General features: G+C 69.5%; 24 protein-coding genes and 1 pseudogene. 20 read left to right on the top strand and 5 right to left on the bottom strand.

Annotation, left to right across the window (positions count from 1 at the left end):
* Positions 1-8: 8 nt before the first annotated feature.
* The 16 genes and pseudogenes from WME79_RS43700 (at position 9) to rplQ (ending at position 8,761) form a co-directional block, all read left to right on the top strand.
* A complete protein-coding gene (locus tag WME79_RS43700) occupies positions 9-194 on the top strand; it encodes a type Z 30S ribosomal protein S14 (RefSeq protein ID WP_012240559.1) in 186 nt (61 codons plus the stop codon).
* Positions 195-198: 4 nt separating this feature from the next.
* Positions 199-594 (top strand): 30S ribosomal protein S8, encoded by a 396-nt coding sequence (gene rpsH, locus WME79_RS43695; protein WP_012240558.1) that lies wholly within the window; start codon positions 199-201, stop codon positions 592-594.
* Entirely contained in the window at positions 594-1,211 is a 618-nt protein-coding gene (rplF, locus tag WME79_RS43690) for a 50S ribosomal protein L6 (RefSeq protein ID WP_437527769.1), read from the top strand. Before rpsH ends, rplF begins: the two co-directional genes overlap by 1 nt.
* Before the next feature lie 47 nt (positions 1,212-1,258).
* On the top strand, positions 1,259-1,618 hold the full coding sequence (gene rplR / locus WME79_RS43685; RefSeq protein ID WP_012240556.1) for a 50S ribosomal protein L18: 360 nt from the start codon (positions 1,259-1,261) through the stop codon (positions 1,616-1,618).
* Between the two features lie 79 nt (positions 1,619-1,697).
* Positions 1,698-2,177: pseudogene (rpsE, locus tag WME79_RS43680) on the top strand (30S ribosomal protein S5); the annotation flags it as partial.
* A gap of 134 nt (positions 2,178-2,311) precedes the next feature.
* Positions 2,312-2,515, top strand: a complete 204-nt coding sequence (rpmD, locus tag WME79_RS43675; RefSeq protein ID WP_012240554.1) for a 50S ribosomal protein L30 — start codon at positions 2,312-2,314, stop codon at positions 2,513-2,515.
* A gap of 50 nt (positions 2,516-2,565) precedes the next feature.
* Positions 2,566-3,057, top strand: coding sequence for a 50S ribosomal protein L15 (gene rplO, locus WME79_RS43670; RefSeq protein ID WP_437527765.1), 492 nt, complete (start codon positions 2,566-2,568; stop codon positions 3,055-3,057).
* Between the two features lie 44 nt (positions 3,058-3,101).
* Positions 3,102-4,430, top strand: coding sequence for a preprotein translocase subunit SecY (gene secY, locus WME79_RS43665; RefSeq protein ID WP_437527762.1), 1,329 nt, complete (start codon positions 3,102-3,104; stop codon positions 4,428-4,430).
* Between the two features lie 10 nt (positions 4,431-4,440).
* Entirely contained in the window at positions 4,441-5,082 is a 642-nt protein-coding gene (locus WME79_RS43660) for an adenylate kinase (protein WP_437527760.1), read from the top strand.
* A complete protein-coding gene (infA, locus tag WME79_RS43655) occupies positions 5,079-5,330 on the top strand; it encodes a translation initiation factor IF-1 (RefSeq protein WP_012240550.1) in 252 nt (83 codons plus the stop codon). The genes WME79_RS43660 and infA overlap by 4 nt, the downstream gene beginning before the upstream one ends.
* 30 nt (positions 5,331-5,360) lie before the next feature.
* Positions 5,361-5,477: a 50S ribosomal protein L36 gene (gene rpmJ / locus WME79_RS43650; protein WP_012240549.1), complete on the top strand. Its 117-nt coding sequence runs from the start codon at positions 5,361-5,363 to the stop codon at positions 5,475-5,477.
* Between the two features lie 43 nt (positions 5,478-5,520).
* Positions 5,521-5,901 (top strand): 30S ribosomal protein S13, encoded by a 381-nt coding sequence (rpsM, locus tag WME79_RS43645; RefSeq protein ID WP_437527757.1) that lies wholly within the window; start codon positions 5,521-5,523, stop codon positions 5,899-5,901.
* 20 nt (positions 5,902-5,921) lie between these two features.
* The gene (gene rpsK / locus WME79_RS43640) at positions 5,922-6,332 is read left to right on the top strand and encodes a 30S ribosomal protein S11 (protein WP_012240547.1); all 411 of its coding nucleotides are present in this window, start codon (positions 5,922-5,924) and stop codon (positions 6,330-6,332) included.
* A gap of 11 nt (positions 6,333-6,343) precedes the next feature.
* Positions 6,344-6,973 carry a 30S ribosomal protein S4 gene (gene rpsD, locus WME79_RS43635; RefSeq protein ID WP_437527753.1) on the top strand — a complete coding sequence of 210 codons (630 nt, stop codon included), beginning with the start codon at positions 6,344-6,346 and terminating at the stop codon, positions 6,971-6,973.
* A gap of 208 nt (positions 6,974-7,181) precedes the next feature.
* Positions 7,182-8,222, top strand: a complete 1,041-nt coding sequence (locus WME79_RS43630; protein ID WP_012240545.1) for a DNA-directed RNA polymerase subunit alpha — start codon at positions 7,182-7,184, stop codon at positions 8,220-8,222.
* 20 nt (positions 8,223-8,242) lie between these two features.
* On the top strand, positions 8,243-8,761 hold the full coding sequence (gene rplQ, locus WME79_RS43625; protein ID WP_437527751.1) for a 50S ribosomal protein L17: 519 nt from the start codon (positions 8,243-8,245) through the stop codon (positions 8,759-8,761).
* Between the two features lie 146 nt (positions 8,762-8,907).
* On the opposite strand, the gene WME79_RS43620 is transcribed toward rplQ, so the two are convergent.
* Together WME79_RS43620 and yccX are read right to left on the bottom strand one after the other, a co-directional pair.
* Positions 8,908-11,157 carry a hypothetical protein gene (locus tag WME79_RS43620; protein WP_437527748.1) on the bottom strand — a complete coding sequence of 750 codons (2,250 nt, stop codon included), beginning with the start codon at positions 11,155-11,157 and terminating at the stop codon, positions 8,908-8,910.
* Positions 11,158-11,162: 5 nt separating this feature from the next.
* A complete protein-coding gene (gene yccX, locus WME79_RS43615) occupies positions 11,163-11,441 on the bottom strand; it encodes an acylphosphatase (protein ID WP_012240542.1) in 279 nt (92 codons plus the stop codon).
* A gap of 420 nt (positions 11,442-11,861) precedes the next feature.
* On the opposite strand from yccX, the gene rho reads away from it, so the two are divergent.
* The 4 genes from rho to WME79_RS43595 all read left to right on the top strand — a co-directional run bounded on the left by rho (position 11,862) and on the right by WME79_RS43595 (position 18,124).
* On the top strand, positions 11,862-13,109 hold the full coding sequence (gene rho / locus WME79_RS43610) for a transcription termination factor Rho (protein ID WP_012240541.1): 1,248 nt from the start codon (positions 11,862-11,864) through the stop codon (positions 13,107-13,109).
* Between the two features lie 116 nt (positions 13,110-13,225).
* Positions 13,226-15,307 (top strand): GAF domain-containing protein, encoded by a 2,082-nt coding sequence (locus tag WME79_RS43605; protein ID WP_437527743.1) that lies wholly within the window; start codon positions 13,226-13,228, stop codon positions 15,305-15,307.
* A gap of 49 nt (positions 15,308-15,356) precedes the next feature.
* Positions 15,357-16,451, top strand: coding sequence for a (Fe-S)-binding protein (locus tag WME79_RS43600; protein ID WP_437527741.1), 1,095 nt, complete (start codon positions 15,357-15,359; stop codon positions 16,449-16,451).
* Positions 16,448-18,124: an ATP-binding protein gene (locus tag WME79_RS43595; RefSeq protein ID WP_437527738.1), complete on the top strand. Its 1,677-nt coding sequence runs from the start codon at positions 16,448-16,450 to the stop codon at positions 18,122-18,124. Before WME79_RS43600 ends, WME79_RS43595 begins: the two co-directional genes overlap by 4 nt.
* A gap of 69 nt (positions 18,125-18,193) precedes the next feature.
* On the opposite strand, the gene WME79_RS43590 is transcribed toward WME79_RS43595, so the two are convergent.
* The 3 genes from WME79_RS43590 to WME79_RS43580 all read right to left on the bottom strand — a co-directional run bounded on the left by WME79_RS43590 (position 18,194) and on the right by WME79_RS43580 (position 23,465).
* The gene (locus tag WME79_RS43590) at positions 18,194-19,759 is read right to left on the bottom strand and encodes a serine/threonine protein kinase (RefSeq protein WP_437527735.1); all 1,566 of its coding nucleotides are present in this window, start codon (positions 19,757-19,759) and stop codon (positions 18,194-18,196) included.
* Between the two features lie 268 nt (positions 19,760-20,027).
* Positions 20,028-21,995 carry an acetate--CoA ligase gene (gene acs, locus WME79_RS43585; protein ID WP_437527732.1) on the bottom strand — a complete coding sequence of 656 codons (1,968 nt, stop codon included), beginning with the start codon at positions 21,993-21,995 and terminating at the stop codon, positions 20,028-20,030.
* Positions 21,996-22,229: 234 nt separating this feature from the next.
* Complete coding sequence (locus WME79_RS43580) at positions 22,230-23,465, bottom strand: hypothetical protein (protein WP_437527729.1); 1,236 nt, start codon at positions 23,463-23,465, stop codon at positions 22,230-22,232.
* Between the last annotated feature and the right edge of the window lies 1 nt (position 23,466).

Genomic DNA, 23,466 nt, shown 5'->3' with positions numbered 1-23,466 from the left:
GATTTTCGATGGCCCGTGCAAAAGAGTTTGCGAAGCTGAACCGTCCGCCGAAGTTTTCTACGCGGCACAAGAACCGTTGCAAGGTGTGCGGGCGCGCGCGCGCTTACTACCGCGACTTCGAGCTCTGCCGCGTCTGCCTTCGGTTGTTCGCGCTCCGTGGTGAGCTCCCTGGTGTGATCAAGGCCAGCTGGTGATTCTATGATGACCGATCCCATCGCCGACATGCTGACCCGCATTCGCAACGCGGCGCTCGCGCGGCACGACAGGACCGAGGTCCCCGCGAGCCGCATCAAGGCCGCGGTCGCGGAGATCCTCAAGTCCGAAGGCTTCATCGCCGACGTGCGCGAGACCGAGGGCGAAGGTCCCAAGAAGCTCACCATCGTGCTCAAGTACGGGCGCGATCGGCAGAGCGCGATCGACGGCGTGCGCCGCGTCTCCCGCCCGGGGCGCCGCGTGTACGTGCGTCACGACAGGATCCCGCGCGTGTTCAGCGGGCTCGGGATCTCGATCCTGAGCACGTCCCGCGGGCTCATGAGCGACAGGGATGCGCGCCGCCTCAAGATGGGTGGCGAGCTGATCTGCGAGGTGTGGTGATGGAAGCTCAGGCGAACGCAGCCCAGCCCGCGAACGGTGACAGCCGGCTCGCTCCGAAGACGTCGCGCGTTGGCAAGCGCCCGATCGACCTGCCGAAGGGGGTCACCGCGACCGTCAACGGCCGGAAGGTCGACGTCAAGGGTCCGAAGGGCCAGCTCTCCCGCGCGATCACCGACAAGGTCGACATCAAGCTCGAGGGCGGCAAGCTGCTCGTGAGCTCGGTGGCGCCGGGGCGCGACGGGTCGCGCCTCCAGGGCCTCACGCGGGCGCTCGTGGCCGCGATGGTGAAGGGCGTCGCCGAGGGCTACGAGCGGACGCTCGAGCTCAAGGGGACCGGCTATCGCGTCGAGCTCAAGGGCACGACGCTGAACTTCGCTCTCGGCTTCTCCCACCCGGTGACGTTCCCGGTGCCCACGGGGCTCACGGCGACGATCCCGGCGGACTCGAAGGGCACCGTCCTCGTCCTCACGGGCGCGGACAAGGAGCTCATCGGGCAGACGGCCGCGACGATCCGTGGCTTCAGGCCGCCGGAGCCGTACGGCGGCAAGGGCGTCCGTTACCGCGGCGAGCGCGTGCGGGAGAAGGCTGGCAAGGCCGGCAAGGGCGGCAAGAAGTAAAGGCGAGCGGCGGCGTATACGCCGCTGCACCGAGGGACGAGACGGTCATGGGCATGAAAATCGTCGGTCGGGAGCGCCGGAAGCTCCGTATCCGCAAGAAGGTCGAGGGGACGCCGGAGCGCCCGCGCCTCAGCGTCTTCCGCAGCTCGAAGCACATTTACGCGCAGGTCATCGACGACGTGAGCGGCAAGACCCTCGCCCACGCTTCGACGCTGTCGAAGGACCTCAAGGGCTCCCTCGACGAGGACAACAAGGTCGAGGCGGCGAAGAAGGTCGGGGCGCTGATCGCGAGGATCTGCAAGGAGAGGCAGATCGACAAGGTCGTCTTCGACCGCAACGGCTATCTGTATCACGGGCGCGTCAGCGCCCTCGCCCAGGCGGCGCGCGAGGCAGGTCTCGATTTCTGACTCCCACAGCCGCTGCCCTGATGGTGAGGGCGGCGGGCGCGGTCAACTGCCGCGGCGGAGAACGTGATAGAGGACGGTTATGGCGTTCGATCATGTCGACGAAGAGAAGCTGAAAGAGCGAGTCATCCACATCAACCGCGTCGCCAAGGTCGTCAAGGGCGGCCGGCGCTTCAGCTTTTCTGCGCTGGTCGTGGTGGGCGACGAAGCGGGCCACGTGGGCATCGGCCTGGGCAAGGCCAACGAGGTGCCGGAGGCCATCCGCAAGGGGAACGATCAGGCTCGCAAGAACCTGTTCCGCATCCCGCTGGACGGCGTGACCATCCCGCACGACTCGTTCGGCCACGTCGGCGCGGGCAAGGTCCTGCTGAAGCCGGCCAGCCCTGGGACGGGCGTCATCGCCGGCGGTGCGGTGCGCGCCGTCGTCGAGTCGGCGGGGATTCACGACGTGCTGTCGAAGTCGCTCGGCACGAGCAACCCGCACAACGTCGTGCACGCGACCGTCGCGGCGCTCCGTGGTCTCAAGAGCCCGGAGAGCGTCGCCGGGAAGCGGTCGATGCAGCTCGACTCGCTCGACTACCAGCGCCGCGGTAGCACGAACACGGCGGGTCGCCGGCGCGCGAGCGTGGCACCGCCCCCCGGGAAGCCGGGCGGCGGCGGTGGTGCACCGAGCGGCGGCGGTGAAGGAGGCTCGCAGTGAAGCTCCGGGTACGTCAGAAGGCCAGCAACATCGGCCAGGTCGAGCACACCCGCAAGATCATCAAGGGGCTCGGCCTGCGTGGGCCGGGGTCCGAGGTGGTCGTCGCGAACACGCCCTCGTTCCGTGGCATGGTGAAGAAGGTCCTCCACCTCGTCGAGGTCGAGGAGGTCGCCGACGGTGCGACCTCCTCGAAGGCCTGAGAAGCGAGATCGTCATTCCAGCGGAGTCGCCGCGTACGGAAGTGTGAAACATGGACATTCTTTCTAAGCTCCAAGCCCCTGAAGGCGCCGTAACCAAGAGGCTCCGCGTTGGCCGTGGCGTGGGCTCGGGCGTCGGCAAGACGTCTGGCCGCGGACAAAAAGGGCAGAAGGCGCGGGCCGGCGGCAACATCAACAAGAAGCACTTCCAGGGCGGGCAGACGCCGATCCAGCGTCGCCTCCCGAAGCGTGGCTTCCGCAACCCGCTCGCGGACATCGTCGTCAACGTCAACGTCGGCGACCTCGAGGCGTTCGACAACGGCGCCCAGGTCGATCTGATCTCGCTCCACGAGCGCCGCCTCGTGCAGGGGCGGTTCGACGTGCTGAAGATCCTCGGCGACGGTGAGCTCACGAAGAAGCTCACCGTGACGGCGCACCGCTTCTCCAAGGGAGCGGTCGAGAAGATCGAGAAGGCGGGGGGCAAGGCGGTCGTGCTCGCGGCGCCTGCACCCCAGGGCAACTCGACGGACTCCTCGTCCTCGTAGTCAGCGCGCACGCGCACCCACCAAGCCGGAGTCCAGGATCGCCTATGGCCAGCCTCGCGGGAATCACCAACTTCCACAAGATCCCCGAGCTCCGGCGACGCGTGATCTTCACCCTGGTGATGCTCGCGGTCTACCGGGTTGGCGTCTTCGTGACGACGCCCGGCGTCGACCGGAACGCGATGCGGCAGTACGTCGCGAAGCAGTCCGGCGGGCTCCTGAGCTTCTTCAACATGTTCTCGGGCGGCGCGCTGGAGAACCTGTCGATCTTCGCGCTCGGGATCATGCCGTACATCTCGGCCTCGATCATCATGCAGCTCATGGGCATGGTCTACAAGCCCATCGACGAGCTGCGGAAAGAGGGCGAGCAGGGCCGGCGGCGGATCGATCAGTACACGCGGTACGGCACGGTCGCGCTCTCGCTGTTCCAGGCCTTCTCGATCGCGAAGATGCTCGAGGGCCTGTCGAGCAGCGAGACCGGGGCTGGCATCGTGAACCACCCCGGCATCGGCTTTCAGCTGATGACGGTCATCACGCTGACGACCGGGACCGCGTTCCTGATGTGGATCGGCGAGCAGATCACGGAGCGCGGCGTCTCGAACGGCGTCTCGCTCCTGATCTTCGCGAGCATCGTCACGCGCATCCCGGCGGAGATCGGCAACTACTTCGCCCAGAACGCCGGCGATCTCCAGCCCCTGACGATGGCCGCGGTCGCCGCGTTCATCGTGTTCGTCATCGCCATCATCGCCTTCTTCGAGAACGGCAGGCGTCAGATCCCGATCGTGTACTCGCGGCGCCAGGTCGGTCGTCGCGTGTACGGCGGGCAGACGGCGCACCTGCCGCTGAAGGTGAACACGTCCGGGACCATCCCCCCCATCTTCGCGTCGTCGCTGCTGATGTTCCCGCAGACGCTGGCGAACATGAACGTCCCCGGGGCCGACCACCTCCAGGCGATCATCAACCGGGGGGACTGGGTCTTCAACACCGGCTATGCGCTGCTCATCGTCTTCTTCTGCTTCTTCTACACGAACGTCACGTTCCAGCCGGTGGACGTCGCGGAGAACCTGAAGAAGCAACAGGCAAATATCCCCGGGATCAGGCCAGGCAAGCAGACGGCGGACTACATCCACCGCGTGATCCAGCGGATCACCGTGGGCGGCGCGCTCTATGTCGCCGCGGTGTGCGTGGTGCCCTCGATCGTCGGCAACCTGCTGCGCGTCCCCTTCGGCTTCGGAGGCACGTCGCTCATGATCGTCGTCGGCGTCGCGCTCGACACCGTGAACCAGCTGGAGGCGCACCTGATCACGCGGAGCTACGAGGGGCTGACGGGCCCCGGTGCCACCCGCATCCGGGGCCGCAGGCTCCCGGAAGCGTGATGGAGGGCAAATGATCTTGGTTCTGGTGGGGCCTCCTGGAGCTGGGAAGGGTACGCAGGCGAAGCTGCTGTGCGCACGCTTCGGCATCCCGCAAATCTCGACGGGCGACATGCTGCGCGAGGCGAAGCGGTCGGGGACGCTGGAGAAGCGCTATCTGGACATCATGGACTCTGGCGGACTCCTGCCGGATGAGGCCGTCATCGGCCTCATCGCTCGCAGGACCGTTGAGCCCGACTGCAGCAATGGCTTCCTCCTGGACGGATTTCCCAGGACGGTGCCCCAGGCGGACGCCCTCGACGAGCTGCTCGCCAGCCAGGGCGGTACCCGGATTGATGCGGTGATCCAGCTGGACGTGGCGCGTCCCCTGCTCGAGGAACGGTTGATCCATCGCCGGACTGACAAACGCAGTGGACAGATATATCATCTCGTCTATAATCCGCCGCCCCCCGGTGCGGAGCTAGAGCATCGGGCCGATGATCGGCCCGAGGCTGTTGCAAAGCGTCTCGACGCCTACGAGGCGATGACGGCGGCCCTTCTGCCGTTCTACGAGCAGAAGCAGCTGCTGCATCGCGTCGATGGGGTCGGGAAGCCTGAAGATGTGACGCACAGGGTACTGTCGGCCATTGGCCGGCCGGGCTCGGGTGGAGAATGAGGCGTAAGAATCAGACCAGACCGCCGAAAGAACCGAAGGGCGACAAGCTCGAGTTCGACGGCGTGGTTCAAGAGGCCCTGCCGAACGCCATGTTTCGCGTGAAGGCGGACAACGGCCTCGGCGTCCTCGCGACCATCAGCGGCCGGATGCGGCAGTACTACATCAAGATCCTGCCGGGCGACCGCGTGACCGTCGAGGTCTCGCCGTATGACCCGAGCCGAGGCCGGATCACGTACCGGCACAAGTAACGTATTTTTTGAGGAATCTGGAGGCTCCCCGTGAAGGTGCGCCCGAGCGTCAAGAAGATCTGCGACAAGTGCAAGGTGGTCCGGCGGCGTGGTGTCGTTCGGATCATCTGCGAGAACCCCCGCCACAAGCAGCGCCAGGGGAACTAGCTCTTTCGGCGGAAGCCCGCCCTCGTTTCGGTTTGGAGTAACCATGGCTCGTATCGCTGGTGTCGATCTCCCGCGTCGGAAGCATGTCGCCTACGCCCTGCCGTACCTGTTCGGCATCGGGCGGACTCTCGCCTTGCAAATCTGCGAGAAGACCAACATTCCGCAGAACAAGCGGATCGAGGAGCTCAGCGATGCTGAGGTGAAGGCGATCCGCGACCTCCTGGACGCCGAGTACAAGGTCGAGGGCGACCTGCGGCGCGAGGTGCAGCTCAACATCAAGCGGCTCATGGACCTCGGCTGCTACCGGGGGCTCCGCCACCGTCGTGGGCTCCCGGCGAACGGGCAGAGGACGCATACGAACGCGCGCACCCGCAAGGGACCGCGCAAGGGCATGTTGCAGCGGCGTCCTGCCGCGACCAAGTGACGAGCGGGGATTAGGACGCCATGGCGCAAGCGAAGACGGCTGCCACCACTACGAAGGCCAAGCAGAAGAAGAAGGTCAAGAAGAATGTCTCCGCGGGCATCGCGCACATTCAATCGACCTTCAACAACACGGTCGTGACGATCACGGACATCAACGGCAACGCGATCGCGTGGTCGTCCGCTGGCGCTCGCGGCTTCAAGGGATCGCGCAAGTCGACGCCGTTCGCCGCGCAGCTGGCGGCGGAAGAGGCGGCGCGCCGGGCGCAGGAGCACGGGATGCGTTCGGTCGCCGTGTTCGTGAAGGGGCCGGGGGCCGGGCGCGAGAGCGCGCTCCGTGCGCTCCAGACCGCTGGCTTCAAGGTGACGCTGATCCGCGACGTCACGCCGATCCCCCACAACGGTTGCCGGCCGCCCAAGCGGCGCAGGGTTTGAGGTAATTCACGATGGCTCGCTACATTGGTCCGGTCTGCAAGCTCTGCCGCCGCGAGGGGATGAAGCTCTACCTCAAGGGCGAGCGGTGCTACTCCGAGAAGTGCGCGTACACGCGGCGCCCGTATCCGCCGGGCCAGCACGGCCAGGGGCGCATCAAGCTGAGCGAGTACGCGGTGCGCCTGCGCGAGAAGCAAAAGGTGCGTCGCATCTACGGCGTGCTCGAGCGGCAGTTCAGCGGGTATTTCCAGGAGGCCAACCGGCGCAAGGGCCGGACGGGCGAGGAGATGCTCGGGCTGCTGGAGCGGCGGCTCGACAACGTGGTGCACCGGATGGGCTTCGGCTCGTCCCGCGCCGAGGCGCGTCAGCTCGTCCGGCACGGGCACGTGCACGTGAACGGCAAGCGGCTGGACATCCCGAGCTACGTCGTGCGGGCGGGTGATCGGGTCGAGCTCACCGAGGGGGCGCGCAAGTTCAAGAGCGTCCTCGCCTCCGTCGGCGGCGCGGACAAGCGGCCGGTCGCGAGCTGGATCGACGTGGATCGCGGCGCGTTCACCGGCTCGATCAAGGGCGCGCCGATCCGCGAGGATCTCAACGAGCCGGAGATCCGCGAGCAGCTCGTCGTCGAGTACTACTCGCGCTGATCGCGCGAGGGCGGCGCGGAGGGGGGCAGCGTCGCGAGCGCACCTTGCAGGGTGCGCTCGCTCGCTGCGGGCTCCCCTCAGCGTCGCCGTCCCGCGTTAGCGCGCGGGAGCATGGAGCCTAGGATGCGGGCAGGAGGCGGCGCCGATCGGTCGAGTGCGGCCGCGGCGTGAGACCTCCGCGCAAACCTCATGAAGGAAGGAGATCGCCATGACGATGAACAACCCGAACCTCACGATGATCGCCCGTAACTGGCGCGATCTGATCCGGCCCAAGGGCATCTCGATCGACGCAGAGAGCGGGACTCAGTTCTACGCCAAGTTCACGTGTGAGCCCCTGGAGCGCGGCTTCGGGATCACGATCGGCAACTCGCTGCGACGCGTGCTGCTCTCCTCCCTCCAGGGGGCGGCCGCGACGGCCATCCGCATCGAGGGCGCGCTGCACGAGTTCACCACCGTGCCGGACGTCGTCGAGGACGTCAGCGACATCATCCTCAACGTGAAGGAGGTCGTCTTCAAGGCGGCCACCCCGAAGACGTACTCGGTGCGGATCGATCGCGAGGGGCCCGGGCCCGTATACGCGCGCGATATCCAGCTGGTCGAGGGCCTGTCGGTGCTCAACCCCGACCACCTCATCGCCGTGCTCGACAAGAAGGGCCCGCTCTCGATGGAGCTCACGGTCAACGTGGGCCGCGGCTACGTGCCCGCCGAGCGCAACAAGACGCCGACCATGCCGATCGGGACGATCCCGATCGACGCGCTGTTCTCGCCGATCCGCAAGGTGAACTACACCGTGCAGAACGCCCGCGTCGGGCAGGTGACCGATTACGACAAGCTCACGCTCGAGGTCTGGACCAATGGGTCCGTCTCGCCCGCGGATGCGGTCGCCTTCGCCGCGAAGATCCTCAAGGAGCAGCTCTCCATCTGGGTCAACTTCGAGGAGAGCGAAGAGACGAGCTACCAGGCGGTGATGAGCGACGACGAGCCGCTCAACGAGAACCTGTTCCGCTCCGTCGAGGAGCTCGAGCTGAGCGTCCGCTCCGCGAACTGCTTGCAGAACGCGAACATCACGCTCATCGGTGAGCTCGTGCAGCGGACCGAGCAGGACATGCTCAAGACCAAGAACTTCGGTCGCAAGTCGCTGAAGGAAATCAAAGAGATCCTCGCGAACATGGGGCTCTCGCTCGGGATGAAGATCGACAACTGGCCGCAGCTCCTCGAGCGCTGGAAGGCGCAGCAGGCGCAGGCGTGAGTCGGTACTGAGGGAACGTCATGCGTCACAAGAAAGCGGGCAGGCAGTTTGGTCGGGATACCTCCAGCCGCAGGGCGATGCTTCGCAACCTGACGGCGAACCTGATCACCCACGAGCGGATCGAGACGACCGACGCCAAGGCGAAGGAGCTGCGGCGCGTGGCCGAGCGGCTCATCACCAAGGCGACGCGGCTCGGCAAGGTCGCGTACACCGCGCACGGGGAGCTCAGCCCCGGCGACAGGGCGCGCCGGCTCCACGCCGAGCGGCTCGTGGGCAGCTACATCCCTCGCTGGGGGGTCGCGACCGATGGCAAGAAGGTCGACATCATCGCGAAGGTGATGATCGATCTCTCGAAGCGCTTCGAGGGGCGACCGGGCGGCTACACGCGGATCATCAAGCTCGGTCCGCGCCGCGGTGACAGCGCGCAGATGAGCCTGATCGAGTTCATCGACGCGCCGCCGGTCGCGGACGCGCCTGCGCAGGCCGCCGAGCCGGTCGCCGCGGCGGAGCCGGCCACCCCGGCGACGACCGCCGGCTGAGCCGGAACCAGGCCGGCGCCGCGTGGCGCCGGCGCAGTGGTAGACAGGACGCCGGGAGAGCGCTCAGCTCGCCCGGCGTTTCTGCGTTGTGAGCCTGGCCAACGATCTGGGGCCGACCGCTGCGTGGGGCTGGTGCGCGCGACGGCTCAGCGGTCGCGCGCGCCGGCTTCAGAGGCGTCATCGCTGCGCGGTTCCGTCTCCTCGATAGGCTGTGCCGGCAGGTCAGGGTCCGCCTTCGAGGAGGCGGTCGGGGACGGCTCGGGAGACGTCTGGGGCTGCGGAGGAGCGGCGCTGTCCTGCATCCGGGGCGGTGCCGAGGCAGGCGATACGGTCGGCTCCGGAGAGGGCGGCGCCGAGGCAGGCGATACGGTCGGCTCCGGAGAGGGCGGCGCCGAGGCAGGCGATGCGGTCGGCTCCGGAGAGGGCGGCGCCGAGGCAGGCGATGCGGTCGGCTCCGGAGAGGGCGGCGCCGAGGCAGGCGATGCGGTGGGCTCCGGAGAGGGCGGCGCCGAGGCAGGCGATGCGGTGGGCTCCGGAGACGGCGGCGCCGAGGCAGGAGACGCCGGCGGGGGCAGAGGAGCCGTGCCGGCTTGCTCTCGAGCGGGCGATGGAGCGCTCCGACGCCGGGCGATGAAGAACATCGAGAGCACCGCGGCGAGACCTACCGCTCCCGCGGCGATGTGGCGGTTCGTCTGGCTCTTCCGCTCGGCGACCTTGTCCCCGAGGGAGGTGAGCGCCGCCCTCGCGCTGGCGTTGGAGGGGTCGAGCTCGAGCGCACGCTCCAGCACGAATTTGTCCGGCGTGCCGCGCTCGATGAGGAGCGCGCCCTCGAGGTAGGCGATCTCCGCTTCGATCTTCTTCGCGCGCTCGCCTGGCGCGTCGAGGCGCAGCGCCTTGCGCAGCATGGCGAGGGCGTCGTCGCGCCGGTCGGCGGGCAGCGATCGCGCCCGCTCCACGTAGGCGTCCACCATCTCCTTGCGGCGCTCGAAGAGCGGCGCGCGGGCGAGGACCTTGTCGAACGCGTCGGTCGCCTCGGCGGGCTTGCCCGCGCTCGCCGCGGCGACGCCCTCGTCCATCAGCTTGTACACCTCCGCGAGGCGCGCGCGATCGTACGTCCCGAAGAGCTCGCGCGCGACACGGTCCCACGACCACTCGCGCGGCGGCTTCGCGCCGGTGAGATCCAGGTAAGCGTCGCGGAGCTGCCAGATGCCGGGCTCGCCGATCGCGGAGATCGCCTCCCGTGCGGCGTCGCGCAGCCGCGCGCGGTCGCTGTTGCAGAAGCTCAGGACCACGCGCATGGCGTCCACGTCCCGGACGCGACCGTAGGCGCGGAGGACGTCGGCCAGGATCTGCGTGTCATTCGACGCGATCGCCTCGCCGGGGATCGCCCGGCCGAGCAGGTCGAGCTGCTTGTTGGCCCACCGCTGGACGATCTTGGCGTCGTGCTGGCGTGCCTCGATCAGCGCGGGGACCGCCTTGTCGCGCAGCTTGGCCACCTGCCGCTGGAGATCGATGCGGAGCAGCTCGCCGAAATAGGCGTGCAGCGCGATGAGCTCGCGGACCGCAGGCGTTGTGCCCGCAGCGACGAGCATCCGCTCCATCGCGAGCAGCTTGACGACATCGCGCCACGCGCTGTCTCGCGGCCGCGCCGCGGCCAGCATGAAATCCAGCCAGTCACCCTCGTCCTTCTCGTCGTCAGCGCCCTTCTTGGTGCTCTGGTCGGCCTTGGTGTCCTTCTTTGTGTCCTTCGCGTCGCCGGCGTCCTTCTTTGCGCCCTGGTCGGCCTTCGCGTCCTTCTTCGCGTCGCCAGCGCCCTTCTTCGCGTCGCCAGCGCCCTTCTTCGCGTCACTGGCGCCCTTCTTCGCGTCACCAGCGCCCTTCTTCGCGCCTTTGTCGGCCTTCGCGTCTGCAGCCTTCTTCTTGTTGCCGTCGCGCGCGTCCTCCCCCTTCTCGCCCTTCATCGCCTTGCGGCCTTCTCTGCGCGCGTCCGCGAGCACGCGAGGCGCCGCGTCCCGATCGAGCGAGCCGCGGATGTCCTGAACGCGCAGCCGCACCGCATCGACGATGCCGGGGATCGGCTCATCGACGGCCGCGCGGGCGTTCTCCCGCGAGCGCGCGTCCTCCGACGTGATCTGGTCGAGTATCCGGTCGAGCTCGCGGACCGCGGTGATGTCGGGCTCCGGGCGGGCGATCGGGGCGAGGCGCGGGAGCTCAGGGAGCGCGGAGGAGGCCGGCGCGGAAGCGCCCGCGTCGCGCTCGCCGGCGGCGCGCGCCGGAGGCGTCGCGAGCGGCGCCGCTGCGAGCAGGCCAAGCAGGACGAGCCGCGCGCACGCCGGCGTGCGTCGCCGCGTCGATCGCGCGCCTGCACCCCTCGGATCCGACGAGCTGCGTGCCAAGCGCCTCAATCCGTGATGCGAAAGTCGAAGAAATCGCCGGAGAAGCCCCGCCACCGGACGTCGACGCGCTCGACGCGCGCGGCGCTCGGGCCGCGGTTCGCCCAGGCGATGAGCTCCTTCAGCTCGTCCTCCTCCCCCTCGGCGAGGACCTCGACGCTGCCGTCGGAGCGGTTTTTCACCCAGCCGGTGAGGCCGAGCCGCTTGGCCTCGCGCTGCGTGGAGGCACGAAAGAAGACGCCCTGGACGCGACCGCGGACGAACAGCTGAACCTGTTTGAGCCCCATGGAACCAGCTTGACTTAGCCGCGCGTTCCGGGGGAGGCAACTTCAGGCAGCACCTGGGGGCCACGCGCAGTTCGCCCGCGCCGTCCTGCGCAAGGATGGCGCGGACGACCTGTGTCCGTGCCGCGCCCCACGACGCGCGCGCATCGTCCGTGCCTCCCGCCGCGCATTGACAGAGCAGACGCGCTTGATAGAGTCGCCGCCCGATCGGCAAGCACAGCCCGCCGATCGAGCGACATGAACGTGAGGGGCGCCGGTTGCGAGGCGAGCCCTCTTCCCTCTGGCGACCCGCCGACATCGACGACATGCTCGGCCCCGCCTCGGGTCCGACCCGCTAGACCCCCCCAACCAAAAAACCAACGACCGACGGCCTCCACGCCCTTGACAGGGCATGCGCCGTCGCATCCTGGAGCTTTCCGACTCATGCACCTCAGGGAACTGAAGCAGAAACCGATGGCCGAGCTCGTCCAGATGGCGAAGGGGCTCAACATCGAGGGCGCTGCCGGGCTGCGCAAGCAGGAGGTCATCTTCGCTCTCCTGCAGGCCCACGCGGCTCAGGACCAGCCGGTCTACGGCGAGGGCGTGCTCGAATGCCTGCCCGACGGCTTCGGCTTCCTCCGGGCGCCGGACTACAACTACCTGCCGGGTCCGGACGACATCTACGTCTCGCCGTCCCAGATCCGGCGCTTCAACCTCCGCACCGGCGACAGCGTGAGCGGCTCCATCCGGCCGCCCAAGGAGCGCGAGGCGTACTTCGCGCTGCTCAAGGTCGACAAGATCAACGGCGAGCCCCCCGAGGTCGCCCGCGACAAGATCCTGTTCGACAACCTCACGCCCCTCTACCCGCAGCAGAAGTTCAACATCGAGAACGGGACGAAGAGCTTCTCGACCCGCATCATCGACATGCTCTGCCCCATCGGGAAGGGGCAGCGCTGCCTCATCGTCTCGCCGCCCCGCGCGGGCAAGACGGTGCTGCTCCAGCAGATCGCCAACGCGATCTCCGCGAACCACCCGGACACGACGCTGATCGTGCTGCTCATCGACGAGCGCCCGGAGGAGGTGACCGACATGCAGCGCACCGTGAAGGGCGAGGTGATCAGCTCGACCTTCGACGAGCCCCCGACGCGGCACGTGCAGGTGGCCGAGATGGTGATCGAGAAGGCGAAGCGCCTCGTCGAGCACAAGCACGACGTCGTGATCTTGCTCGACTCGATCACCCGCCTGGCGCGCGCGTACAACACGGTCGTCCCGCCGAGCGGCAAGATCCTCTCCGGCGGCGTCGACTCGAACGCGCTGCACAAGCCGAAGCGGTTCTTCGGCGCCGCGCGCAACGTCGAGGAGGGCGGCTCGCTGACGATCGTCGCCACCGCGCTCGTCGACACGGGCTCGCGCATGGACGAGGTCATCTTCGAGGAGTTCAAGGGCACGGGTAACAGCGAGATCCACCTGGATCGCAAGCTGATGGAGAAGCGGATCTTCCCCTGCCTCGACATCAACAAGAGCGCGACCCGCAAGGAAGAGCTGCTGCTGCCGGAGTGGATCCTCCAGCGCGTGTGGCTGCTCCGCCAGCTTCTGCACCCCCTCAACGTCATCGACTCGATGGAATTCCTCCTGGACAAGGTGAGCCGCACCGAGACCAATCAGGAATTCCTCGAGAGCATGAACCAGTAGCGGCACGTCCTAAGGGCGCTCCTGGCGGTCGTCGGGAGCGCTCTCTGTCGCGCGAACGGTTCGCGCAGGGGACCGCGCGCGCGCTCCTCCGGGCGAAGTCGTGTTAGCGTCTTCTGGTGACCGCGAAGGCGGAACAACGCACGAAGGCGCTGCAGGCTCGCATACAGGAGCTCGAGGCGCGCCTTGCCCACGCCGACAAGACGGTGCGGGCGCTCCGGGATGTGGGGCTGGCCCTTGGCAGCACCCTGGATCTCGACCAGCTCCTCGCGCTGATCCTGAACAAGATCACCGAGCTGCTCGACGCAGACCGAGCCACCCTCTACCTGCTCGACGAGCAGCGGCAGCGGCTTTTGTCGCGCATCGTCATCGGCGAGGAGGCGCGCGCGATCGAGCTGCCCGTCGGCGCGGGGATCGCGGGCCATGTCGCCAAGATGGGGCGCACCGTCCGCGTGAAGGACGCCTACCGGGATCGCCGGTTCCAGCGCGACTGGGACGAGGTCACGGGGTACCGCACCCGCTCGATCCTCGCGGCGCCGATGAAGAACCACGTCGGCCGGACCATCGGGGTCATCCAGGTCCTGAACAAGCACGGGGAAGGGGAGTTCTCGGTCCACGACGAGGAGCTCCTGAGCGCGCTGGCGACGCAGGCGGCCGTCTCGATCGACAACTCGCGGCTGTTCCTCTCGGTGATCCAGAAGAACACGCAGCTCGTGGAGACGAAGGAGCAGCTCGAGCACCGCGTGAGCGACCTCAAGCTGCTCTTCGACCTCGAGAGCGCGATGGGCCGCGCGACCACGATGGAGGACCTCGCGCGCGCGGTCATCACGGAGGCCGGCAGGGCGTGCGAGGCGCGGGCGGGGGGGATGCTCGTCGACGAGATCGAGGGCGGGCTGTTCCTCTACTTCTTCGATCTCGCGGCGTCCGACGGGGGCAGCGCGCCGCCCCGCGCGCCCGCCCTCGGAGAGGAGCCGGACGGCGTCGTGGGCGGGGCGCCCCCGATGCCGGCGGTGAAGCGCATCGCGATGCGCCGCGGCGAAGGGGTGGTCGGGCGCGCCATGGTGAACAACGAGGCCGTCTGCTTCTCGCGCGAGGGCGGGGGCGAGGAGCCGGACGACACGCTCGTGTCGCCGCGGCTCGCCCAGCTCGTCGGCGCGGAGCTCAGGACGGCGATCGCCGTGCCGCTCGAGGGCGAGGACGCGGTGCCGATCGGCTCCATGGCCCTCTACAACTCCAGGAACCCCCACGGCTTCTCGAAGGACGATCGCGCGTTGCTGCGGCTCGTGTCGGCGAACGCGTCGACCGCGCTGCGGCTGTTCCGGTCGCGCCTCGAGCGGGAGCAGAGCGAGCGGCTCACCACGATCGGGCGCCTGCTCTCGGGCGTGATGCACGACATGCGCACGCCGCTCACGGTGATCAGCGGCTACGTCCAGCTCATGGCCGGCGCTCCCGACGCGGCGACGAGGGAGGACCACGCGCGGCTGATCCTCAAGCAGTTCGACGTGATCAGCGCGATGCAGCGCGAGGTGCTGGAGTTCGCGCGCGGCGAGCGGAGCATCCTCGTGCGCAAGGTCTACTTGACCAAGTTCTTCGGCGACATCGAGAAGCAGCTGGAGCACGAGCTCGCCGGGACCGGCGTCTCGCTCTCCCTGGAGCTCGAGGACCGAGGGACCGCGCGCTTCGACGAGGCGAAGATGACGCGGCTCCTGCACAACCTGGTCCGCAACGCGGTCGAGGCGATGCGGCCAGGCGGTGGCACGGTGACGATCCGCGCCTACCGCGACGAGGGCGACCTCGCGGTCTGCGTCGCGGACACCGGGAAGGGGATCCCCAAGGAGATCCAGGGCCGCCTCTTCCAGTCGTTCGTCACCTCCGGCAAGCGCGGCGGCACCGGCCTCGGGCTCGCGATCGTGAAGAAGATCGTCGACGAGCATGCCGGGACCATCACGGTCGCGTCGTCCGACAAGGGCGCGAAGTTCACCATCCGCCTGCCCCAGGAGAGCGCGCCGTCGCGGTCTCCTGGGACCGGGCAGCCCCAGCTGGCGTCGACGGACGGCGGCTCGGCGACCAAGGCGGGCACGAGCGTCGCGCCGGTCGTCCACGAGGGCATCCCCCGCCGCAGGCCGGCGGGCTCAGCTTCCTCCGTCACTCCCGTGAACGAGCGGGGCCGACGCTCGTCCAGCAACGGCTCGGACGCCTGACGCGCCCCCGCCGCTTGCGCGAGGCGCACCCGATGGAGAGACTCGAACGGTGTCCCAGCTCCGCCTGAAGCTCCTCGAGCCGCACCGGACGTCGCTCGAGAAGTGCGTCTACTGCCCCAAGCTCTCCCGCGCCGCCTGCCCCGTGTCGAACGTCGAGGCGAACGAGACGGTGACGCCGTGGGGGAAGATGTCGATGGCGTACTTCGCCGCGCGCGGCGACGTGCCGCTCGACGCAGGCCACGCGGATCCGGCCTGGGCGTGCTCCGCGTGCTTCGGGTGCCGCGAGCGCTGCGATCACAAGAACGAGGTGGCCACCGTGCTGACGGACGCGCGCGCGGAGCTCTTCGCGCGCGACCTCGCGCCGGAGGGGGCCAGGCGCGTGGCGGAGCGCTTCTCGGCCCGCGAGGAGGGCCGCGCCGGTGAGCTCGACGCGCGCTCTCGGTCGGCCGCGGCCGCGCCTGACGCGGTCCACGTGCTGCTCGGGTGCGGCTACGAGCGCCACGCGCCGGACGTCGCCCGCGACGCGCTCGACGCGACCGAAGCGCTGACGGGCGCCCCGACCCGCCCGGTGCGCGCCTGCTGCGGGTTGCCGCTCCTGTACGCCGGCGATCGCCCGGGCTTCGAGGCCGCCGCGCGGCGGCTCGCCGCAGAGGTCGCGCCCGGGGGGCGCTTCGTCGCCGTCGATCCCGGGTGCGCGCGCGCCGTGCGCGTCGAGTACCCGCGGTTGGGGGTGAGCGTGAAGGCGCCGGAGCTGTTCGTCGATCTCGCGCGCTCGTCGCTCGACCGGCTGCAGCGATCGACCTCGGAGCGGCGGGTGCGCTACCACGATCCCTGCCAGCTCGGGCGCGGCCTCGATCGTTACGACGCGCCCCGGGAGATCCTCGCCCGCATCACGGGGCGCCCGCCGGAGGAGTTCATCCACCGCCGCGAGCACGCCGACTGCAGCGGCGGCGGCGGCCTCCTGCCCGCCACGCGTCCCGCGTCGTCCGCCGCCATCGCCGACGCCAGGATCGCGGAGCACCGCGCGCTCGGCGGCGGGCTGCTCGTGACGCACTGCGCGCAGAGCCTCCGGCGGTTCAGGACGCAGGGCGAGCCGGCGGAGGACCTCGCGAGCCTCGTCGCGCGGGCCGTCGCGCCGCGATGACCGCGCCGCCGCCAGCCGCGGACGAGGCGCGCGGCGGCGCCGCGGGGCCGGACGAGCGGGCGCCCCACAAGCGGCGCACGGTCGCGGGGAGGCTCCTCGCGAGCTACCTCGTGGTGCTCGCCGCCTTCGCGCTGACCGTCGGTTGGAGCGTGCAGGCGCTGCGGGCAGCTTCGCGCGACGCCCAGCTGCTGCGCGCCGGGTACGTCCCGCTGCTGCTCCGCATCGGCGAGGTCCTGGCCGAGCAGAACGTCTTCAACGCCCAGCTCAACCACATCACCGCCGCGAAGAACCCGGGGGACGTGCGCGAGTGGATCGAGACCGCGAGGAGGACCCGCCCGCTCGCCTTCTCGATCGTCAAGGACGCCGCCCGGGCGCTCGCCGGCGCCGATGAGAAGGCGACCGGCGGGGACGCCCGCGTCGAGCAGGCAGCCGCGTCGTCCGGCGTCCGCCGGTTCAGCGACGAGGTCGCGGCCGAGGTGGCGGCGATCGAGCGGCTCGTCGGCGCCAGCCCGGAGCGGTTCGCTCAGCTCTTTCAGGCGCTCGCCGTCGGCGACCGCGACCTCGCCGAGCGCACGCGCGACGAGCTGGTCAAGCGAGAGGTCGAGGGCGCGCAGCGGCTGCGGGCGATCAGGAGCCGCGTCGAGGACCAGATGGAGAGCCTCACCCTCGAGGCGCGGCGGCGCGAGGAGCGCTCGATGCACCTGCTCCTCGGGCTGGGCGTGCTGACGCTCCTCGTCGGCGTGATGATGTCGCTGTACGCGCGGCGCGTGCTCGCCCCGCTGACCGCGGTCACCGAGCGGGCCAACGCCGTCGCGCGCGGCGACCTCACCCCGAAGCAGGCGCTCGCGACGAACGACGAGATCGGCGAACTCGCGACGACGTTCGAGGACATGGTCGCCGCGATCCGCCGCGCGCGCGCCGAGCTCGTGAACGCCGAGCGGCTGGCGGCGATCGGGAAGATGGCCGCGCACGTCACGCACGAGATCAGGAACCCGCTGTCGTCGATCGGGCTGAACCTCGAGCTGCTCGAGGAGGAGGTGGCGCGCGCCTCCGCCGCGGACACGCCTGACGCGGAGCTCAGGCCGGTGATGAAGGAGTCGGCGCAGCTCGTCACGGCCATCCGGGCCGAGGTGGACCGCCTGTCTCGCATCGCGGAGCAGTACCTCAGCGTCGCCCGCCGCCCCCGCCCGCGCCTGGAGCCAGAGCGGGTGGACGACCTGGTGCAGGAGCTGGTGGCGTTCGTGAGGCCCGAGCTCGACCGCGCCGGCGTCGCGGTCCGCGTCGAGGTGGAGGAGGCGGGGCCCGAGATCCTCCTCGACGAGTCGCAGATCCGTCAGGCGCTCCTGAATTTGCTCCGCAACGCGCGCGAGGCGATGCCGAAGGGCGGCGAGATCGTCGTGAGCGTCAGCTTCTCGAGCGGCGCCACGACCATCGCGGTCGACGACACGGGCCCCGGCGTACCGGAGGAGCTGCGCGCGTCCATCTTCGACCCCTTCTTCACGACGAAGCAGCGCGGTACGGGGCTCGGGCTCGCGGTCACGCGGGACATCATCGAGGCGCACGGCGGCACGATCTCGTGCGAGCCGCGCGAGGTGGGGGGAACGCGGTTCCGGATCGCGCTGCCCGCCGGGCGCTCACCGGCCCAGGGCCGCACCGCGGACGCGGTGCTGTGAGCCGCTCCGGCCGCGGCGCGCTCGCGCGGCGGAGAGCGGCACATCCAACGCGGAGCCGCGGCGCGCGGCCTATTTCGGCATGTCCAGGTACTCGAGGGCATACCCCATGAGGAGGAAGCCCACGACGGCGAACAGGATCGCCGCGAGCACATAGACGATGGTTCGAAACGTCCGCGCTGGCGGCGGCGCCGGAGGCCGCTGCTCGATCGGCTGTGGCTCACCGGCGGTGGTAGGCGCCGGGCTCGCCGAGCCCATGCTTGGACGCACGGGTTTGTAGACGAGCGTCGGACCCTGGCCGGTCGTCGACCCGCCCGAGCTGTCCTCGGAGAAATCCGGGAGCGTCCGCGGCGTCACGGGGTGGGACACGAGCGGGGGCACGAGCTCTCGGGCCGCGTTGTTGAGCACCATGGTGCCGTTCGGGCCGGTCCATTGGACGGGCGCCATCGCCGTCTGTCCGCCCGGCGCGCGCCCGCCAGGCATGTAAGGCGGGAGCTGACCCTCGTTCTGCGTGAGCGGCGGCTCCCCGAGGGGGTGGGCTGCCCGCTCAGGCTCGCCATGCGGGCGCACCCCCGTCTCGACCCGCGGTTGCGCCCCCGGGTCGGTCGCCGTGCGGATCAGGATGGGGTCGATCGGCGGCACCGGGAGCTTGACCGCGCCGGAGGACGGGGGCTTGTAGCTCTGGTGCGCTGGCGGGATGGGCGAGCTGCGCGCATTGCCGGAGGCGTTGCTCGCCGGCAGCGTGGAGATGGGTGAGCCGCTGACCGGATGGCTGGAGCTCCTCGCCGGCCGCAGCTCCCGCCAGGCGGTGAGCCCCTCGAGCGCGCTCTGGAAGCGGTCCGCGGGCTCCCGCGCCAGCCCCTTCGCGAGGAACGCCTCGAGCCGCGGGTCGACGGGCCCGTCCATCGCCTCGGCCAGCGTCCGCGCGTCGGTCTTCTGCTTCATCTCGACCATGATGAGCAGGTTGCGCGCCTGGTACGGCAGCTGGCCGCTCATCGACTGGTAGATCATCGTGGCGCAGGCGTAGATGTCCGCGCGGTGGTCGACCGTCTTCGCCTTGCCGATCTGCTCGGGGGGCATGAACGAGAACGTGCCGAGGCTCTGGCCCATCTCGGTCAGGGTCTCCGCTCCCATCTCCTTCGGCAGCTTGGAGATGCCGAAGTCGAGGATCTTGACCCGCTTCGACCCGTCGGGGCGCGCCTCGATGTACACGTTCGACGGCTTCAGATCGCGGTGGATGATCCCGGCGCGGTGCGCGTCGGCGAGCCCCATCCAGACCTGCTCGATGATCGGGTGCAGCTCCTCGAAATCGATCGGTCCCGTCCGCTTCAGCCGATCGATCAGCGATTCGCCCTCGAGCAGCTCGAACACGAGGACGATGCCGTGCTCGGGGTCCTCCTCGACGTCGAGGATCTCGGTGACGTGATCGCTGTTGATGGAGCCCGCGGCGCGCGCCTCGCGCCGGAACCGCTCGGCCGCGGACGACTTGGCCTTCGACTCGGCGCGCAGGAGCTTGACCGCCACCTGGCGGCCGGTGCGGATGTTCTCCGCGGCGAACACCTCGCCCATGCCGCCGCGGCCGAGCTGGCGGATGACGCGATACCGGTTCGCAACGACGGTTCCAGCTTCGAGCTCCAAGCGCGCCCTCGCCACAGAGTATCCTCCGCGCCGATGCAGAGGATCAAATTCTCCGGCGCGAACGAGGTGATCCGACCGTAAGTGGCGGGATGCCGGTCGCAGGCCGCCGTCGCTCTTCCCGGGGCCGAGCGCGGCGGAAGAGCCGTAGGATCGAGCTCTTCCGTGGGCTCTCCCTCCCCCTCGCCGAGGAGCAGGCGCTGCCCCGTCGCGCGCGGTGTCCTCGCGTCGGTCGCAGGGGCACGGCCGCGCCCCTGCGCCGCTGCGGGGCTCACTCCTCTTCTTGCTGGCGGAGCTTCGCCATGACGCTCAGGTCCTCGAGCGTCGAGGTATCGCCGGTCAGCTCTCGACCAGCGGCGACGTCCTTCAGGAGCCGGCGCATGATCTTGCCGCTGCGGGTCTTCGGCAGGGCGTCCGCGAAGCGGATGGCGTCGGGGCGCGCGAACTTGCCGATCTCCTTGGCCACGTGCTCGCCGAGCTTTGCCTGGAGCTCCGGTCCGGCCTTCACCCCCGGCCGGAGCGAGACGAACACCACGAGCGCCTGTCCCTTGAGGTCGTCCGGACGACCGACCGCGGCCGCCTCCGCGACGGAGGGGTGAGACACGAGCGCGCTCTCGATCTCGGCCGTCCCGATGCGGTGACCGGCCACGTTCAGCACGTCGTCGATGCGGCCGACGACCCAGAAGTAGCCGTCCTCGTCGCGGCGCGCGCCGTCGCCGGTGAAGTAGCAGCCCTCGACGTCGCTGAAGTATTGCTTCCGGAAGCGCTCGTCGTCGCCCCACACCGTGCGCAGCATCGACGGCCACGCCTGCTTCAGGACGAGCAGCCCGCCCTCTCCCGCCGCGACGGGCTTGCCGTCCTTCGTCACGACCTCGGGCACGACGCCGAACATCGGCAGCCCGGTCGATCCCGGCTTCGAGAACGACGCGCCGGGCAGCGTGGTCATCATGATCGAGCCCGTCTCCGTCTGCCACCAGGTGTCCACGATCGGGCAGCGGCCGCCGCCGATGGTCCGGTGGTACCAGACCCACGCCTCGGGGTTGATCGGCTCGCCGACCGAGCCGAGGAGCCTGAGGCTCGACAGATCGCTCTTCGCGGGCCACTCGTCGCCTTGCCGCATGAAGGCGCGGATGGCCGTGGGGGCGGTGTAGAGGACGGTGACCCCGTGCTTCTCGATCAGCCGCCAGAAGCGGCCCCAGTCGGGGAAGTTCGGGGCGCCTTCGTACATGAGGCACGTCGCGCCGTTCGAGAGCGGGCCGTACACGATGTAGCTGTGGCCCGTCACCCAGCCGACGTCGGCGGTACACCAGTAGACGTCGTCGTCGCGCAGATCGAAGACGTACTTCGTCGTGATGTGCGCGCCGACCAGGTAACCAGCGGTCGTGTGGAGCACCCCCTTGGGTTTCCCGGTCGAGCCGCTCGTGTAGAGGATGAAGAGCGGGTGCTCGGCGTCGACGATCGTCGGCTCGCAGGCGGGGGCGGCCCCGGCGAGCAGGTCGTGCCAGAAGACGTCGCGGCCCTCCGTCATCTGCACCTCGCAGCGCTCCTGGCCGAGGTGCTGGTACACGACGACGCGCGTCGCGCTCTTCGCCTCCGGCTGCGCGAGCGCCTTGTCGACGGTCGCCTTCAGCGGCACGACCTGCCCGCGCCGGTACGCGCCGTCCTGCGTGATGACGAGCTTGGCCTGGCTGTCGTGGATGCGGTCGCGGAGCGCGTCCGCGGCGAAGCCGCCGAACACGACGGTGTGCACCGCGCCGAGGCGCGCGCAGGCGAGCATCGCCACGGCGACCTCGGGGACCATGCCCATGTAGATCGCGACCCGGTCCCCCTTCTCGATGCCCAGCCGCTTGAGCGCGTTGGCGAGCAGCAGCGTCTCGCGGTGGAGCTGAGCGTAGGTCAACGTGCGCGTGGCGCCGTGCTCACCTTCCCAGATGATGGCGGCCTTGTTCTTGGTGGCCGTCGTCAGGTGTCGATCGAGGCAGCTCTCCGTGACGTTGAGGGTGGCGCCGAGGAACCACTTGGCGTGCGGCAGGGACCAGTCGCTGGTCGTGGTCCACGGCGTGCGGAACACGAGGTCGCCCGCCTCCCGGCGCCAGAACGCGTCCGGCTGCTCGATGCTCTCGCGGTAGAGCGCCTCGTACGTCGCCTGCGCGCCGACGCGCGCACGACGCGAGAACTCGGCCGGCGGCTCGAACCGGCGCGTCTCCTTGAGCAACGACGTGATGGCATCCTGCGACATGGCACCCCTTGAGGGGACGGCGGCAGCCGATCCCCGGCTGACGTTGAAGGGGATGGCGCAAGCCGATCCCCGGCTGACGTGATTGAAGAGGACGGCGGCAGCCGATCCCCGGCCCATGCTCCCCGCTGGAGAGCGCGGCGAACCCTCTACGGCTCACCGCGAGGGCGTGCGAGGATACATCCGTCAAGCGGCAGAACAAGGATGGAACGAGCGCCCGGGATCGGCAGAGGCTGATCACCAGAACGCATACCCGGCGTGCAAGCTGCCCCCCAGCTGCAGCAGCACGGCCGAGTAGAGCGTGACGTCGTCCTGATCGGTGTTCTTGTAGCTGATGCCGCGCGACGACTGGAAGTAGCTGTCGAGCGAGAACCCGAGGAGCACGCCCCCGAGGTCCAGCTCGACGCCCACCTCGGAGAACACGAACGCGTTCACCCCGGCGGCCTTCTGGCACAGGCCATTGCAGATGTCTCCCATCGACGTCTTGATGCTGTCGAACTTCACGGAATCGTAGGTGAGACCGCCCCCGATCGAGCCCACGAACCGCCAGGTCTGCCCAGGGGTCATCAGGCGGACGTTCAGCCCGAGGCGCGTCGAGCCGAGCGTGTAACTGGCGTTCGGGTAAGCGGGGTCATCCGAGCCGGTCGCGATGTTCGCGTACTGGAGCATCACGTCGAACGCCGCGGGGGTGTTCACGCGGTATCCCACCCGGATCGAGCCAGCCCCGCCGCTGTTCGCCTCCGGCGCCGGGAAGGCTCGCGGGTGGCTGAGCGGCCAGAGCAACGACGCGGCGCCGATCACATAGTAGCCCTGCGGCGGGAGCGAGAGGGGCATCGGCTTCGGCGGAGGCGGGGGCAGGGGCGGCGTGAACGGCTGCGCCGTCGGGGTCGCGGGGGCTCTGTCCGGGACCAGCGTGAGCTTCACCTTCTTGTCGCGCTCGCCGCTCACCACGGTGACGCTCTCGTCAGCGCTCGCGTGCCCCTCGGCTCGCGCGCCGATGCGGTGCACCCCCGGCCCGAGCTCCACGACCCGCGTCCCCGAGGACGAGGGGGGCTGTTCCTCGCCGTCGATGATCAGCGTGGCGGTCTGTGGGCTGAGCTCGATCGTGAGATGGGCGAGGAGCGCGCGCATCTCCTCGATGGCGCTGCGCGCCGTCTTCTCGTCGCCCTCATCCATCGTGTCGCGGTGCTGCGCGAGCGCGCGCTCGAGCGCCGCGATGGCCCTCGGGTAGTTGAAGAGGGCCTTCTCGGCGAGCGCGATGTTGAACAGCGGGCTGGCCTTCGGCTTCTCCTTGTAGGCCGCCTCGAACTCGACGACCGCGGCCCGGTAATTCCTGTCCTGGAACAGCTTGATGCCGTTCTCCATGTGCTGCCGGTACGGCTCGACCTGCGCGAGCGCCGGCGAGAGCTGCACGGTCAGGCCGAGCGTCGCCGCGCAGAGCGCCAGCGTGAGTCGTCCGTGTGATCTGCCCAAA

The organism is Sorangium sp. So ce726 (assembly GCF_051521405.1).
In the GTDB taxonomy this organism is placed as follows: Bacteria; Myxococcota_A; Polyangia; order Polyangiales; family Polyangiaceae; genus Sorangium.
Note: the sequence above shows the minus strand (reverse complement) of the source record. Positions and strands in the feature narration are given on the sequence as shown.

What these genes read in the sequence shown, in the direction of transcription:
- secY (WP_437527762.1), top strand. Translation starts at nt 3,102, where the DNA reads ATGGCCAGCCTCGCGGGAATCACCAACTTCCACAAGATCCCCGAGCTC.
- WME79_RS43630 (WP_012240545.1), top strand. Translation starts at nt 7,182, where the DNA reads ATGACGATGAACAACCCGAACCTCACGATGATCGCCCGTAACTGGCGC.
- WME79_RS43700 (WP_012240559.1), top strand. Translation starts at nt 9, where the DNA reads ATGGCCCGTGCAAAAGAGTTTGCGAAGCTGAACCGTCCGCCGAAGTTT.
- rplF (WP_437527769.1), top strand. Translation starts at nt 594, where the DNA reads ATGGAAGCTCAGGCGAACGCAGCCCAGCCCGCGAACGGTGACAGCCGG.
- rpsH (WP_012240558.1), top strand. Translation starts at nt 199, where the DNA reads ATGATGACCGATCCCATCGCCGACATGCTGACCCGCATTCGCAACGCG.
- rplO (WP_437527765.1), top strand. Translation starts at nt 2,566, where the DNA reads ATGGACATTCTTTCTAAGCTCCAAGCCCCTGAAGGCGCCGTAACCAAG.
- rplR (WP_012240556.1), top strand. Translation starts at nt 1,259, where the DNA reads ATGGGCATGAAAATCGTCGGTCGGGAGCGCCGGAAGCTCCGTATCCGC.
- rplQ (WP_437527751.1), top strand. Translation starts at nt 8,243, where the DNA reads ATGCGTCACAAGAAAGCGGGCAGGCAGTTTGGTCGGGATACCTCCAGC.
- rho (WP_012240541.1), top strand. Translation starts at nt 11,862, where the DNA reads ATGCACCTCAGGGAACTGAAGCAGAAACCGATGGCCGAGCTCGTCCAG.
- yccX (WP_012240542.1), bottom strand. Translation starts at nt 11,441, where the DNA reads ATGGGGCTCAAACAGGTTCAGCTGTTCGTCCGCGGTCGCGTCCAGGGC.
- WME79_RS43660 (WP_437527760.1), top strand. Translation starts at nt 4,441, where the DNA reads ATGATCTTGGTTCTGGTGGGGCCTCCTGGAGCTGGGAAGGGTACGCAG.
- acs (WP_437527732.1), bottom strand. Translation starts at nt 21,995, where the DNA reads ATGTCGCAGGATGCCATCACGTCGTTGCTCAAGGAGACGCGCCGGTTC.
- infA (WP_012240550.1), top strand. Translation starts at nt 5,079, where the DNA reads ATGAGGCGTAAGAATCAGACCAGACCGCCGAAAGAACCGAAGGGCGAC.
- rpsK (WP_012240547.1), top strand. Translation starts at nt 5,922, where the DNA reads ATGGCGCAAGCGAAGACGGCTGCCACCACTACGAAGGCCAAGCAGAAG.
- rpsD (WP_437527753.1), top strand. Translation starts at nt 6,344, where the DNA reads ATGGCTCGCTACATTGGTCCGGTCTGCAAGCTCTGCCGCCGCGAGGGG.
- rpsM (WP_437527757.1), top strand. Translation starts at nt 5,521, where the DNA reads ATGGCTCGTATCGCTGGTGTCGATCTCCCGCGTCGGAAGCATGTCGCC.
- WME79_RS43595 (WP_437527738.1), top strand. Translation starts at nt 16,448, where the DNA reads ATGACCGCGCCGCCGCCAGCCGCGGACGAGGCGCGCGGCGGCGCCGCG.